Annotated in this window: 10 protein-coding genes; 5 read left to right on the forward strand and 5 right to left on the reverse strand. The window is 64.4% G+C overall.

What is annotated here, in order from left to right; translation table 11 throughout:
• Positions 1 to 138: 138 nt before the first annotated feature.
• Positions 139 to 1539 carry an ATP-dependent RNA helicase DbpA gene (gene dbpA, locus BM297_RS07890; protein WP_092429992.1) on the reverse strand — a complete coding sequence of 467 codons (1401 nt, stop codon included), beginning with the start codon at positions 1537 to 1539 and terminating at the stop codon, positions 139 to 141.
• A gap of 67 nt (positions 1540 to 1606) precedes the next feature.
• Here dbpA and BM297_RS21530 point away from each other — a divergent pair, with 67 nt between their 5' ends.
• The 5 genes from BM297_RS21530 (at position 1607) to BM297_RS07915 (ending at position 7215) form a co-directional block, all read left to right on the forward strand.
• Positions 1607 to 1852, forward strand: coding sequence for a hypothetical protein (locus BM297_RS21530; protein WP_139231037.1), 246 nt, complete (start codon positions 1607 to 1609; stop codon positions 1850 to 1852).
• A 449-nt stretch (positions 1853 to 2301) separates the two neighbouring features.
• A complete protein-coding gene (locus BM297_RS07895) occupies positions 2302 to 2562 on the forward strand; it encodes a DUF4212 domain-containing protein (RefSeq protein ID WP_090306817.1) in 261 nt (86 codons plus the stop codon).
• Between the two features lie 6 nt (positions 2563 to 2568).
• Positions 2569 to 4338 (forward strand): sodium:solute symporter family protein, encoded by a 1770-nt coding sequence (locus BM297_RS07900; RefSeq protein WP_092429994.1) that lies wholly within the window; start codon positions 2569 to 2571, stop codon positions 4336 to 4338.
• 99 nt (positions 4339 to 4437) lie between these two features.
• A complete protein-coding gene (locus BM297_RS07905; protein ID WP_092429996.1) occupies positions 4438 to 4977 on the forward strand; it encodes a hypothetical protein in 540 nt (179 codons plus the stop codon).
• A 396-nt stretch (positions 4978 to 5373) separates the two neighbouring features.
• Entirely contained in the window at positions 5374 to 7215 is a 1842-nt protein-coding gene (locus tag BM297_RS07915; protein ID WP_092430000.1) for a putative nucleotidyltransferase substrate binding domain-containing protein, read from the forward strand.
• A 14-nt stretch (positions 7216 to 7229) separates the two neighbouring features.
• Here BM297_RS07915 and BM297_RS07920 read toward each other — a convergent pair whose 3' ends face one another.
• From BM297_RS07920 to BM297_RS07935, 4 genes are all read right to left on the reverse strand, one after another.
• Positions 7230 to 7949 (reverse strand): 3'-5' exonuclease, encoded by a 720-nt coding sequence (locus BM297_RS07920; RefSeq protein WP_092430002.1) that lies wholly within the window; start codon positions 7947 to 7949, stop codon positions 7230 to 7232.
• Positions 7946 to 9880: a putative nucleotidyltransferase substrate binding domain-containing protein gene (locus tag BM297_RS07925; protein WP_092430004.1), complete on the reverse strand. Its 1935-nt coding sequence runs from the start codon at positions 9878 to 9880 to the stop codon at positions 7946 to 7948. The genes BM297_RS07920 and BM297_RS07925 overlap by 4 nt, the downstream gene beginning before the upstream one ends.
• A gap of 81 nt (positions 9881 to 9961) precedes the next feature.
• Complete coding sequence (locus BM297_RS07930) at positions 9962 to 10510, reverse strand: glutathione peroxidase (RefSeq protein WP_092430006.1); 549 nt, start codon at positions 10508 to 10510, stop codon at positions 9962 to 9964.
• A gap of 187 nt (positions 10511 to 10697) precedes the next feature.
• Positions 10698 to 12875 (reverse strand): malate synthase G, encoded by a 2178-nt coding sequence (locus BM297_RS07935; protein ID WP_092430008.1) that lies wholly within the window; start codon positions 12873 to 12875, stop codon positions 10698 to 10700.
• Between the last annotated feature and the right edge of the window lie 99 nt (positions 12876 to 12974).

Genomic DNA, 12974 nt, shown 5'->3' on the forward strand with positions numbered 1-12974 from the left:
TCGTCGTACCGCGCAGGCACGGCAACGCTGTTATGGCCGATTGCCATGCCCCAACTGTAGCCACTGGCCGCAGCGGTCGCTGAAGGAAAGCGCGCCGCTGGGCAGTCGGCGCTCAGGCGCCGACGAGCGGTGGGGGACTCAGAGAATGCGGGCCTTGAAGCTGCGTCCCTTGACCTTGCGCTCGCTCAGGCGCTGCAGCGCTTCCCTGGCCAGCTCGCGCTCGACCGCCACGTAGGCGTTGTAGTCGTATAGGGTGATCTTGCCGATCCGCGCGCCGGGCAGGCCGTCTTCGCCGGTGAGGGCGCCGAGCAGGTCGCCGGCGCGCAGCTTGTCCTTGCGCCCGCCATTGATGCACAGGGTGGTCATCGGCGGCAGCAGGCGCTCATCGCCCAGCGGCTTGAGCTTGTCCAGGCTGGCCCAGTTCAGCGGCGCCTGCTGCAGTGCTTCGATGGCAGTGGCCCGGTTGGCCTCGCTCGGCGCCACCAGCGACAGGGCCAGGCCCTTGGCGCCGGCGCGGCCACTGCGACCGATGCGGTGGATGTGCACCTGCGGGTCGCGCGCCAGCTCGAAGTTGATCACCGCCTCCAGGGTGTCGATGTCCAGGCCGCGCGCGGCCACGTCGGTGGCCACCAGCACGCAGCAGCTCTGGTTGGCGAACATCGCCAGCACCTGGTCGCGCTCGCGCTGATCGAGGTCGCCGTGCAGGGCCAGCGCGGAGATCTTGCGTGCGTTGAGCATCGCTGCGACTTCCTGGCACTGCAGCTTGGTATGGCAGAACACCACACTGGAGGCCGGACGGAAGTGCAGCAGCAGGCGGGCAACCGCCTCCATGCGCTGGTCGGGGTCGACCTCGTAGAAGCGCTGCTCGATCTGGCTGTCGTCGTGCTGCGACTCCAGCTCGATGCGCTGCGGCTTGCGCATGAAGCGCGCGGCCAGCTGCTCGATGCCTTCGGGGTAGGTGGCGGAGAACAGCAGGGTCTGCCGCTTGGCCGGGGTCTGCTCGATGATCTCGCTGATCGCGTCGACGAAGCCCATGTCGAGCATGCGGTCGGCCTCGTCGAGGACCAGGTGGTTGAGGCCGTCGAGCTTGAGGGTGCCCTTGCGCAGGTGTTCGAGGATGCGCCCCGGGGTGCCGACGACGATGTGCGCGCCATGCTCCAGCGAGCCGATCTGCGGGCCGAAGGGCACGCCGCCGCACAGGGTCAGCACCTTGATGTTGTCGGCGCCGCGCGCCAGCAGGCGGATTTCCTTGGCCACCTGGTCGGCCAGTTCGCGGGTCGGGCACAGCACCAGCGCCTGGCAGCCGAAGTAGCGCTGGTTGAGCGGTGCCAGCAGGCCGAGGGCGAAGGCGGCGGTCTTGCCGCTGCCGGTCTTGGCCTGGGCGATCAGGTCGTGGCCGGCGAGGATCAGCGGCAGGCTCTGCGCCTGGATCGGTGTCATCTGCCGGTAGCCAACGGCGTCCAGACTGGCAAGAAGGCTGGCGGGCAGTGGCAGGGAGGAGAAGGCGTCGGTCACGGTGTCGGGTCTGTATGGGCACATGGATGGACAGTGTAACAGGCTGGCGTCCCGGTGCCGCCGCTGGCGGGTGGTCGGCGGCGCTTCTGTAATGCTCGTGGAAATCGCTGCAGGTTTTGTTGTTGCTAATATTTATGAAGATATTTTATTGGTGTTGGTGGGTGCGGTTTTTCAGTTGAGTAGTTGTTTGTGGGTTTGCTTGTTGTCGGTTGTCGGTTGTCGGTTGTCGGAGTGGGTTGCGAAGTTGCAATTAACCGATATCGCTGGTGAGTGGAGTTTGGCTCTTTCGGGCGAATTTATTATATCGGCTGGTATTGAATGGAGATTGTCCCCTTGAGTGCGGGGATCGCCGTGCTGCGGGCATGATCGCCACTCCTTCAGGTTCATTCTGTCTTGTGGCCGCGCGCCGGAACCAGCCAGATCAGCGCGCAGCGAGGTCGGCGGTCAGCGTCAGTTCCGGGCGGGCCTCGGCAGCGGCTCGAGCCGCAGGCGCTTCGCATGGGCGGCCCGGTTGCCTGCGGGGGCGTTCGGGTGACCGTCTTGCTCCTCGGGCGGGAGATAGCGGGGCGCGTCCGCGCCTGCTGGCCCATCTTTGCCTGGCAATGCTCTAGGTCAGGCTTGCCGGGGCTAGGTATCGTTGAGGAATGGCCTGGCCGCGCCGATCGGGAAGAGTTTTTTGGCGCTTCCTTGAGACTAAAGTCGGGGCTTTCTTTTTGTGGGGCCACTTTGTTAGATTCAATATGTGTGTTTCTTTCACCTGCAATAAAAACAAAACGGAGAAAGGCGATGGCAGACGATAAAGCGAATGCTGCTGCGTACTGGAAGGCTAACGTTAGCCTCATCACATGGAGCTTGGTGGTATGGGCTCTGGTCTCATTTGGTTTTGGCATCCTCTTGCGCCCGATGCTGATGAATATCTCAGTCGGTGGGGCGGACCTGGGCTTCTGGTTCGCTCAACAGGGCTCGATCATCACGTTCATTGCGATCATCTTCCACTACGCGTGGCGGCTGAACAAACTGGACAAGCAATTCGGCGTTGAGGAGTAAGCCAGCATGAGCCAATTTGTAATCAACATGTTATTCGTGGGGGCGTCCTTCGCTCTCTACTTCGGTATCGCAGTCTGGGCACGCGCCGGATCGACCAAGGAGTTCTACGTCGCCGGTGGCGGCGTGCACCCGGTAACCAACGGTATGGCCACTGCGGCCGACTGGATGTCCGCAGCGTCCTTCATCTCCATGGCTGGTCTGATCGCTGCCGGTGGCTACTCCACCTCCGTCTACCTGATGGGCTGGACCGGTGGTTATGTACTGCTGGCCATGCTGCTGGCGCCCTACCTGCGCAAGTTCGGCAAGTTCACCGTACCGGACTTCATCGGTGACCGCTTCTACAGCCGTGGCGCGCGCCTGGCCGCGGTCATCTGCCTGCTGCTGATCTCCCTGACCTACGTAATCGGTCAGATGGCTGGTGCCGGTATTGCCTTCTCCCGCTTCCTCGAAGTGAGCAACTCGGCCGGCATCTGGATCGCCGCAGCAGTGGTGTTCGCCTACGCGGTATTCGGCGGCATGAAGGGCATCACCTACACCCAGGTTGCCCAGTACGTGGTACTGATCATCGCCTACACCATCCCGGCGGTGTTCATCGCCTTCCAACTGACCGGCAACCCGATTCCGTCGCTGGGCATGATCGGTACCCACGTCGAATCCGGCGAGCCGCTGCTGGCCAAGCTGGATGCCGTGGTCACCGACCTGGGCTTCGCCGCCTACACCGCCGACACCGACAACAAGCTGAACATGATCCTGTTCACCCTGTCGCTGATGATCGGTACCGCTGGTCTGCCGCACGTCATCATCCGCTTCTTCACCGTACCGAAGGTAGCTGATGCTCGCTGGTCCGCTGGCTGGACCCTGATCTTCATCGCCCTGCTGTACCTCACCGCTCCGGCCGTGGCCTCCATGGCGCGCCTGAACCTGATGACTACCGTGTACCCGCAGGGCACCGAGGCTGCGCCTCTGGCCTATGAAGAGCGTCCTGAGTGGGTGAAGACCTGGGAAGAAACCGGTCTGATCAAGTGGGAAGACAAGAACAGCGATGGCCGCGTGCAGTTCTACAACGACGCCAACGCCACCTTCAAGGCAACCGCTACCGAGCGTGGCTGGAACGGCAACGAACTGACCGTCAACAACGACATCATCGTGCTGGCCAACCCGGAAATCGCCAACCTGCCGGGCTGGGTCATCGGTCTGATCGCTGCGGGCGCCATCGCCGCTGCACTGTCCACCGCTGCCGGTCTGCTGCTGGCCATCTCCTCCGCTGTGAGTCATGACCTGATCAAGACCCTGATCAATCCGAAGATCAGCGAAGAGAGCGAAATGAAGGCCGCCCGGATCTCCATGGCGGTGGCGATCCTGCTGGCCACCTGGCTGGGCCTGAATCCTCCGGGCTTCGCGGCACAGGTAGTGGCTCTGGCCTTCGGTCTGGCGGCAGCGACCCTGTTCCCGGCACTGATGATGGGTATCTTCTCCAAGCGCGTGAACGACAAGGGCGCGATCGCAGGCATGGTTGTCGGCCTGGTGATCACCATCGTCTACATCTTCATGTACCTGGGCTGGTTCTTCATTCCGGGCACTGCGACCTTCGCCAACACTCCGGATAACTGGCTGTTCGGCATCTCCCCGCAGGCCTTCGGTTCCGTCGGTGCGATCATCAACTTCGCCGTGGCCTACGCCGTGTCGCTGGTTACCGATGCTCCGCCGAAGGCAGTGCAGGACCTGGTAGAGAGCGTGCGTACTCCGAAAGGCGCTGGCGCCGCTCTGGACCACTAAGTGATAATGAAACCAGAAGTCAGATTAATAATCTGAACCACGGTTGAAACAGATATCGGGCTTCCAATTGGAAGCCCGATTCTTTTGAAGGAACTGAATATGATATGGCATCTGATTGCCGCAATCTGCGCTGCCCTGGCGGGTGCGGGGATCGCATTGATACTGCGCAGTCTGACGCGCCAGTGGCTGCCGAAGTGGATCATTCCGGCATTTGCCGGTCTGGGCATGCTCACCTATACCATCCACTACGAATACACCTGGTTCGATACCAAGCAGGCGCAACTGCCGGCAGGCTCGCTGGTGGTGGCCAGCGAAACCGGCGACATGCTCTGGCGCCCCTGGACTGCCCTGTTCCCGATGCCGCTGGCCTATACGGTGCTTGATTCCGCCAATGCGCAGATCGAGGAAACCAGCCAGGGACGCATGGGGCGTTTCGTCTTGTACCGCTTTGAAAAGCATCATCTGATGTCCACCGTGAAAAGCGGCGCTCATCAATTGCTCTGTAGCGAGAAGGTGATGTTCAGCCTGAACGAGGCCGGACAGGCCAAGTTCGAGACCCTGACCAAGCTGGATATCAATGCACCGCTCTACCGGGCCATCTGCGAGCCCAATGGTCTGCAGGCCTCCCCGGGCAACTGATCCGGCCGCACGATGCAATGGCGGTCGCCTGACCGCCAGCAGCCTTGGCAGCGCCGGCTGACGACAGCGCCCGGTGCGGGCGTTCAGCCGCTGTGCTGGCGCATGGGGCTCAGGGCTGCCGTCATGACCCTGTTGCTGCGAAGCGCCTGCTGCGCAGCCTGAAACTTCGCTGCATCCTCGCGCTGCGTCTCATCGGTCGACTCCGGCGGGGCGCCTGAAGCGCTGTCCGCGACTGCCGGAAAGGCCGCCGCAGCGCTCGGCATTGATGCGTGACACCTCCCGCCTTTGTCGCTTTAATCATGCTTATGCATCTGCTTGCCTGCAGGGGGCGAAGTTGGGCAGGCTTGCCGCTTCGAGTGGCGGACAGGAAACCATAATTAAAGCGGAGCGCTTGTCATGTCTGATTCGTTCAAGATGGATAACCTGCCCTTCAGCCTGCTGGATGCGCGGGAGCAGGCCCTGGTGAACGATAACCTCGAGACCGCCTGCTTCCAGAAGGGCGAGGTCATCATCGAGGCAGGCAAGCCGCCGCAGGGCGTATTCATCATCTCCACAGGACGGGTCGCGGAAAGCGATGTGAGCGAGCCGGACCCGGATGGCCAGCCGCTGGCCAGCCATGTCTTCGTGCGTTACCAGGACGAGGATTATTTCGGCGGCTGGTCGGCGATCAATGGCGTGGCGATTCACAACTTCATCGCGGTCGAAGAAACCTGCGGCCATATCCTGCCGACCCGGGTGCTGCTGGAACTGATGGACAGCAACCCGCGGTTTGCCGACTACTTCCAGCAGAATCTGGCCGCCAAGCGGCAGATCGTTGCGCAGCATGGACAGGGCCAGGACATGGCCGAGTTCATGCTGGCGAGAATCAGCGATGGTCTGATCCGTGAGCCGTTGATCGTCGCCGAAGGCACCAGTCTGCATGAGGCGACCCGCCTCATGCGCGAGATGAAGTCGGATTGTCTGCTGGCGCAGAAAAGAAATCGCTATGGCATGGTTACCCGGACGGACCTGCTCGATGCCGTGGTGCTCAAAGGCCTGCCGCAGGAAACCGATGTCGCGGAAATCGCCAGCTACCGGCTGATCACCGCCGACCCGGAAGACTACCTGTTCAATGCGCTGATCCTGATGACCCAGCATCAGATCGAGCGCGTGGTGGTCATGGGCGAAAACAGCCGGCTGGTCGGGCTGGTCGAGCTGACCGATGTGCTCAGTCACTTCTCCAGTCACTCCCATGTCATCGGCCTGCGGGTCGAGCGCGCCAATACGCTCGAGGAACTGCGTGAGGCGGCGCTGGGGCTGACCGACCTGATTCGGGCGCTGATCTCCACCGGGGTGAAAATCCGCTTCACCATGAAGCTGCTGGCCGCCATGAATGGCCGGATCATTTCCAAGCTGTTCGATCTGATCATCCCCAGCGACATGCGTCCGCACGTCTGCCTGATCGTCATGGGTTCGGAAGGGCGCGGCGAGCAGATCATGAAGACCGACCAGGACAATGCGCTGCTGGTGCGCAACGGCCTGGAGTGGCCCGGGCTGATGGACACCATGCGCCACTTCAGCGAGACCCTGATCAGCTTCGGCTTCCCGCCCTGTCCGGGCAACATCATGGTGTCGAATCCGGAGTGGGTGAACTCGATCGACGAGTGGGCGCGCAAGCTGACCCACTGGAGCCAGAACTGCGATGGCCAGTCGGTGATGAACCTGGCGATTGCCGTGGACAGCAAGCCGATTGCCGGCAACATCGCCCTGTTCAAGGTGGCGAGAAATGCCTTCCTGCGCCGCGTGCACAGCAACGACATCTTCTTCTCGCACTTTGCCAAGGCCGCGCTGAGCTTCGATACCCCGCTGACCCTGTTCGGCAACCTGAGGGACAAGGAGCAGCTGGACGTCAAGAAGGGCGGGATCTTCCCCATCGTGCACGGGGTGCGGACCATGGCGCTGGAGCAGCGCATTCTGGAGACCAATACCTTCAAGCGCATCGAGGCGCTGGTCGAGATGGGCCGTATGGACAAGGCGATGGGTGACAACCTTGGCGAGGCGCTGTCGATCTTCATCCAGTTGCGCCTGAATCAGCAGATGCAGCGGGTCGAAGCCAGTGAAGAAGGTCTGGACAGGACGCCCAACGCCATCGACCTGCAGAAGCTCAACAAGCTGGAGCGTGACCTGCTGCGCGATGCCCTGCATATCGTCAAGGACTTCAAGAAGCTGTTCGCGATGCGCTACCACATCAGCAGCTGAGCGGCAGACACCACTCAGATCGAGCCGAGCGCGGCCTGGCGGGCACGTTGCCAGTACCTGGCCCGCTGGGCCAGCTCCTCGACCCGCTCTATGCCCATGCGCTGGGCGCGGTTGAACAGGATCAGGGCGATCTCCGCGGTTGCCAGGGCATCCGCCGAGGCGTGATGGCGCTGGGCGATGTCGATGCCGAAGTAGTTCATCCAGTAATCCAGACTGCCACGCCGGGTCAGCACCTCCGGAAACAGCATCGGTGCCAGGTCGGCGACGTCGAGAAAGGGGTTTTCCAGGTTGTAACCCAGCTCGTTCTTCAGGGCGCGGGCCAGCATGCGCTGGTCGAAGGGCGCGTGGAAGGCCAGCATCACGCTGTCGGCGGCGAACTCCATGAAGCTGAGCAGGGCTTCGGCCGGCGGCTGGCCGGCGGCCAGCTCGCTGGGCGCGATGCCGTGGATCAGCACGGCCTCGTTGACCTTGACCTGGCGGCGCAGGGTGCATTCGAACTGCTGGGCCATGTCGATGGCGCCGTCCTCGATGGTCACCGCGCCGATCGAGATGACGATGTCGCGGTTGAGGTTCAGGCCGGTGGTTTCCAGGTCGAGCACCACGAAGCGCTGCTGGTGCAGCGGGGCATCCAGGCAGGGCGGCGGCGGCAGCGCCTTGAGGCGCTGGAGCTGCGCTTCGTCGAGGGCCAGACGGCGGCGCTGCAGGCGGGAGAGCAGGGCGCGGAATAGGTTCATAGCTGGTACCGCACGCCCAGGCTGGTCTGCAGGCGCTGGGCCTGGCGGAAGGACTCGCGCAGGATGCGCCGATCGAGCTGGTTCAGGGTGTCGGGGTCGAGACGGTTGCTCAGCGGCTGGCCGGCGCGTTTCTGACGCTGATGCAGCTGCATGCGGGTCATCTGGATGAAGTCGTAGGCCTCCTCGTAGGCGGCGGCAGCCTGGGGCTTCAGCACGCCCCGCGCGCCGAGCTGGCGCAGGCGTTCGAGGGTGTTGCACTCGCTGATGCCATGGGCCAGGGCGAGGATGCGTACCCCTTCGACGAAGGGCATCAGTCCTTCCACCTTGAGGTCCAGGGTGTCCTTGTCGGCGCCGCGGCTGGCGACGATGAAGTCGCGGAAGCGGCCGATGGGCGGCGGATGACGCAGGGCGTTGGCCGCCATCATGTGCTGGAACAGGCTGTTGCCTTCGACCATCTGCAGCAGCGCCTCGCTGAGCTGCCGGCAGCCTTCGCTCGGGCCCCAGACCGAGCGCAGATCGAAGAAGATCGACGAGTGCATCAGGTTGTCGCGGGTCGGGTTCTGGATGATCCCCATGAAGCGGCGCAGCCACTCCTGGCGCGACAGGCACAGCTCCGGGTTGCTGGCCATGATGTTGCCGTTGCACAGGGTGAAGCCGCAGCGATCCAGGGCCTCGTTGATCCTGCGCGCCAGGGGCAGCAGGCGCTGGCGGATCTGCTCGGCCTCTTCGGGACTGCCGGCCTCGAACAGCATGCCGTTGTCCTGGTCGGTGAGCAGGGCCTGCTCGCGGCGCCCCTCGCTGCCGAATACCAGCCAGGTGAAGGGCACGCCGGGGTCGCCGTGCTCCTCGATCATCAGCTCGATGACCCGCTCCACGGTGTGGTCGTTGAGCTGGGTGATGATGTGGGTCAGCTGCTCCGGGTTGGCGCCGTGGGCGAGCATGTTGTCGATCAGGTGGGCGATCTCCTCGCGCAGCTCGACCAGGGTGTCGATATGCGGGGCCGCGCTGATAGTGCGCGCCAGATGGACCAGATCGACCCGCTGCAGCGAGAACAGGTCGCGCTCGGACAACACGCCGACTAGGCGGCCCATCTCCACCACGCAGATGTGGGCGATCTGCTTGCGGGTCATGGTCAGCGCGGCATCGAAGGCGGTGGCGGTCGGTGGCAGGTGGATGGGGTCGGGAGTCATCAGCTCGTCGAGCGGCTGCTGCAGGTCGCCGCTGCCGTCGGCGAGCACCCGGCGCAGGTCGCGCAGGGTGAAGATGCCGATCGGATAGTCGCTGTCGTCGACCATCACCAGGCTGCCGACGTGATGCTCGTGCATCAGCTTCACCGCCGCGCGCAGGCTGATGCCGCTGCGGCAGGTCACCGGGTTGGCGGAGGCGAGGATGTTCAGCCGGGTTTCCAGCGAATACCGGGCGCCGAGGGTTTCTGCGGCCTGCAGCTGCACCTGCTGGTGCACCTGGCCCACCAGGCTGCTGACCCCGCGCAGGGCGAAGTCGCGGAAGGCTTCCGACTGGTTGTAGGTGCGCACGAAGGCGGCGCGGCCGAGTTGCAGGCAGAAGGTGTCCTCGGCGGCGATGTAGTGGCTGCGGGTGGCCCGCTCGCTGACCATCGCCGCCACCGGGAAGCACTCGCCCGGGGCGATCTCCTGGGTGGTCTCCAGGCCATCGCCGCTCTGGGTCGGTCGCTGGCCCAGCACCAGGCCCTGCTTGACGATGTAGACATCCTCGATCGTGCCGTCGCCGGGACCGACGATGGGATCGCCGGCGGCATAGAAGCGCAGCCGGCACTGCTCGACCATCTGCGCCAGATGGCTGAGTTCCATCTGGTTGAACGGGGCATAGCGCAGCAGAAAGTGCATGGTGCCCTGGATGTTCTGCATCACGGCGGTCTTGCCGACCGCCGCGAAACCATCGTTCTTGCTCATCTTGTTGTTCTCCGGGGGCGTCCGTTCATGGTTCGCCGTGAGCCCCGGCGCAGCCCCTGATCTGCGCCGGGGACGCCGCGCTCAGGGCTGCGAGGCGATGGCCTGTTCCACGGCCGCGAGCAGTTTGGCATCGTCCGGGCGGGTCATGCTGGAGAAGTGCGCCACCACCTTGCCCTGGCGGTCGACCACGTACTTGTAGAAGTTCCAGCGTGGCGCGCCGCTCTGCGCGGCGAGGTTGCGGAACAGCGGGATGGCCTCGCTGCCGGTGACCTTCTGCGCGGCGGCCATGCTGAAGGTGACCCCGTAGTTGACGTAGCAGACGCTGGCGGTTTCCGCGCTGGCGTCGGCTTCCTGGTGAAAGTCGTCGGAGGGTACGCCGAGCACTTCCAGGCCCTGGTCCTTGTAGCGCTGGTAGAGCGCCTCGAGGCCCTTGAACTGGCCGGTGAAGCCGCAGTGGCTGGCGGTGTTGACCACCAGCAGCGGCTTGCCGGCGAAGCGGCAGAGGTCGATGCTCTGCTGGCCGCGCAGGGCGGGCAGGCTGCCTTGCAGCAGCGGACCGCAGTTGGCGGCCTGGGCAGCGCCGCCGCCGAGCAGCAGGGGCAGGCCGAGGAGAAAACGTAAGCGACGCATGGCAGTCTCCGAATGGGGCTGTCAGGTACCCATGGCTCCACGCTAACCGCGCGTCGCGCGGCTGGCAATCAGCCATTGGCAGGGCAGGCCCGCAAAGCACAACGCGCCGGCTCCCGGAGGAGCGCGGCGCGTTGTGGGAGGGGAGCGCAGGGCGCTCCCGGGGTCGGCATCCGTGCCGACGCGGTTATTACAGGCCGTTCTTGGCCTTGAACTCGCGGCGACGGCGGTGCAGCACCGGCTCGGTGTAGCCGTTGGGCTGCTTGGTGCCCTCGACGCACAGCTCGACCGCCGCCTGGAAGGCGATGTTGTCGTCGAAGTTCGGCGCCATCGGGCGGTACAGCGGGTCTTCGGCGTTCTGGCGGTCAACCACCAGCGCCATGCGCTTCATGGTCTCCATCACCTGCTCGACCGAGCACACGCCGTGGCGCAGCCAGTTGGCGATGTGCTGGCTGGAGATGCGCAGGGTGGCGCGGTCTTCCATCAGGCCGATGTCGTTGATGTCCGGCACCTTGGAGCAGCCGACACCCTGGTCGATCCAGCGCACCACGTAGCCGAGGATGCCCTGGGCGTTGTTGTCCAGCTCGTTCTGGATCTCTTCCGCGCTCCAGCTGATGCTCGGCGCCAGCGGGATGGTCAGGATGTCGTCCAGCGAGGCGCGCTCGCGCTTGGCCAGCTCCTGCTGGCGGGCGAACACGTCGACCTTGTGGTAGTGCAGGGCGTGCAGGGCGGCGGCGGTCGGCGACGGTACCCAGGCGGTGTTGGCGCCGGCCAGCGGGTGGGCGATCTTCTGCGCCAGCATGCCGGCCATCAGGTCGGGCATGGCCCACATGCCCTTGCCGATCTGCGCGCGGCCGGACAGGCCGGCCTTCAGGCCGATGTCGACGTTCCAGTTCTCGTAGGCGCTGATCCACTTGGCGCCCTTGATGTCGCCCTTGCGGATGAACGCGCCGGCTTCCATGGAGGTGTGCAGCTCGTCGCCGGTGCGGTCGAGGAAGCCGGTGTTGATGAACACCACGCGCTCCTTGGCGGCCTCGATGCAGGCCTTGAGGTTGACCGTGGTGCGGCGCTCCTCGTCCATGATGCCGACCTTGAGGGTGTTGCGGGGCAGGCCGAGGACGTCCTCGACGCGGCCGAACAGCTCGTTGGTGAAGGCGGCTTCTTCAGGGCCGTGCATCTTCGGCTTGACGATGTACACGCTGCCGGTGCGGGTGTTCTTGCGGCTGGTGTTGCCGTTGAGGTTGTGGATGGCGATCAGGCTGGTGACCAGGCCGTCCATGATGCCTTCCGGCACCTCGTTGCCGTCCTTGTCGAGGATCGCGTCGTTGGTCATCAGGTGACCGACGTTGCGCACGAACAGCAGGGAACGGCCGTGCAGGGTCAGCTCGCCGCCGTTCGCCGCGGTGTAGACGCGGTCCGGGTTCATGGTGCGGGTGAAGGTGCTGCCACCCTTGGCCACTTCCTCGGCCAGGTCGCCCTTCATCAGGCCCAGCCAGTTCTTGTAGGCGATGACCTTGTCGTCGGCATCGACCGCGGCGACCGAGTCTTCGCAGTCCATGATGGTGGTCAGCGCGGCTTCCATCAGCACGTCCTTCACGCCGGCCGCGTCGGTCTTGCCGATCTGGCTGCTCGGATCGATCTGGATCTCGAAGTGGATGCCGTTGTTCTTCAGCAGCACGGCCTGCGGCGCGCTGGCTTCGCCCTGGAAGCCGATCAGCTGGGCCGGGTTCTTCAGGCCGGTGCTGCTGCCGTTGGCCAGGCTGACCACCAGCTTGCCGGCTTCGATGCGGTAGCCGGTGGCGTCGACGTGGGAAGCGCCTTCCAGCGGCGCGGCCTCGTCGAGGAAGTCGCGGGCGAAGGCGATGACCTTGGCGCCGCGCACCGGGTTGTAGCCCTTGCCTTTCTCGGCGCCGTCTTCTTCGCTGATCGCGTCGGTGCCGTACAGGGCGTCGTACAGCGAACCCCAGCGGGCGTTGGCGGCGTTGAGGGCGAAGCGCGCGTTCATCACCGGCACCACCAGCTGCGGGCCGGCCATGCGGGCGATCTCGTCGTCGACGTTCTCGGTGCTGATGGTGAAGTCCGCGGGTTCCGGCAGCAGGTAGCCGATTTCCTGCAGGAAGGCCTTGTAGGCAACGGCGTCGTGGGCCTGGCCGGCACGCGCCTGATGCCAGGCGTCGATCTGCGCCTGCAGGGCGTCGCGCTTGGCCAGCAGGGCCTTGTTCTTCGGGGCCAGGTCGTGAATCAGGGCGTCGGCACCCTGCCAGAACTGTTCGGCGCTGACGCCGGTGCCGGGAATGGCTTCGTTGGTGACGAAGTCGAACAGGACTTTGGCGACCTGCAGGCCACCGGCTTGAACGCGTTCAGTCATTGCTTGCCTCACTCTGCTTGGGAGCCGCATCGGACTGCGGCCCGCCGTTCGTGTAGTACCGATCGCAGGATACTACATGAAGCCGGATGAGAAATGTAT

Source organism: Geopseudomonas sagittaria (genome assembly GCF_900115715.1).
GTDB classification, from domain to species: Bacteria; Pseudomonadota; Gammaproteobacteria; order Pseudomonadales; family Pseudomonadaceae; genus Geopseudomonas; species Geopseudomonas sagittaria.

Coding starts and splice junctions, on each gene's coding strand:
- dbpA (WP_092429992.1), bottom strand. CDS start 1,539: ATGTGCCCATACAGACCCGACACCGTGACCGACGCCTTCTCCTCCCTG.
- BM297_RS07895 (WP_090306817.1), top strand. CDS start 2,302: ATGGCAGACGATAAAGCGAATGCTGCTGCGTACTGGAAGGCTAACGTT.
- BM297_RS07900 (WP_092429994.1), top strand. CDS start 2,569: ATGAGCCAATTTGTAATCAACATGTTATTCGTGGGGGCGTCCTTCGCT.
- BM297_RS07915 (WP_092430000.1), top strand. CDS start 5,374: ATGTCTGATTCGTTCAAGATGGATAACCTGCCCTTCAGCCTGCTGGAT.
- BM297_RS07935 (WP_092430008.1), bottom strand. CDS start 12,875: ATGACTGAACGCGTTCAAGCCGGTGGCCTGCAGGTCGCCAAAGTCCTG.
- BM297_RS07905 (WP_092429996.1), top strand. CDS start 4,438: ATGATATGGCATCTGATTGCCGCAATCTGCGCTGCCCTGGCGGGTGCG.
- BM297_RS07920 (WP_092430002.1), bottom strand. CDS start 7,949: ATGAACCTATTCCGCGCCCTGCTCTCCCGCCTGCAGCGCCGCCGTCTG.
- BM297_RS07925 (WP_092430004.1), bottom strand. CDS start 9,880: ATGAGCAAGAACGATGGTTTCGCGGCGGTCGGCAAGACCGCCGTGATG.
- BM297_RS07930 (WP_092430006.1), bottom strand. CDS start 10,510: ATGCGTCGCTTACGTTTTCTCCTCGGCCTGCCCCTGCTGCTCGGCGGC.
- BM297_RS21530 (WP_139231037.1), top strand. CDS start 1,607: ATGCTCGTGGAAATCGCTGCAGGTTTTGTTGTTGCTAATATTTATGAA.